The organism is Faecalibacterium sp. DFI.5.82, from assembly GCF_029076575.1.
GTDB lineage: Bacteria > Bacillota > Clostridia > Oscillospirales > Ruminococcaceae > Faecalibacterium > Faecalibacterium duncaniae.
Genome location: NZ_JARFIS010001196.1, coordinates 1 through 286 on the forward strand (window position 1 = coordinate 1; position 286 = coordinate 286).

At 36.4% G+C, this 286-nt stretch carries 1 protein-coding gene; it reads left to right on the plus strand.

The window, feature by feature from the left end; all coding sequences use genetic code 11:
• A partial coding sequence (locus tag P0G09_RS20710; RefSeq protein ID WP_275253623.1) for an enolase C-terminal domain-like protein occupies positions 1-286 on the plus strand: 286 nt, incomplete at both ends.

Below are 286 nucleotides of genomic sequence, written 5' to 3' on the forward strand. Positions count from 1 at the left end.
GCCCCCTATGGGCCTGTTGCTTTAGCGGCCACATTGCAAGTAGATACATGTACACCAAATGTATTTATACAAGAACAATCCCTTGGGATACATTACAATAAAGGATTTGATTTATTAGATTTTGTAAAAAATAAGGAGATATTTGAATATAAAGATGGATATGTAGATATACCTACAAAACCAGGATTAGGGATTGAACTGGATGAGGAGATGATAAAAAGAATCTCCGAAGAAGGTCTGTATTGGACAAACCCTAGATGGAGACATTATGATGGGACAATAGCAG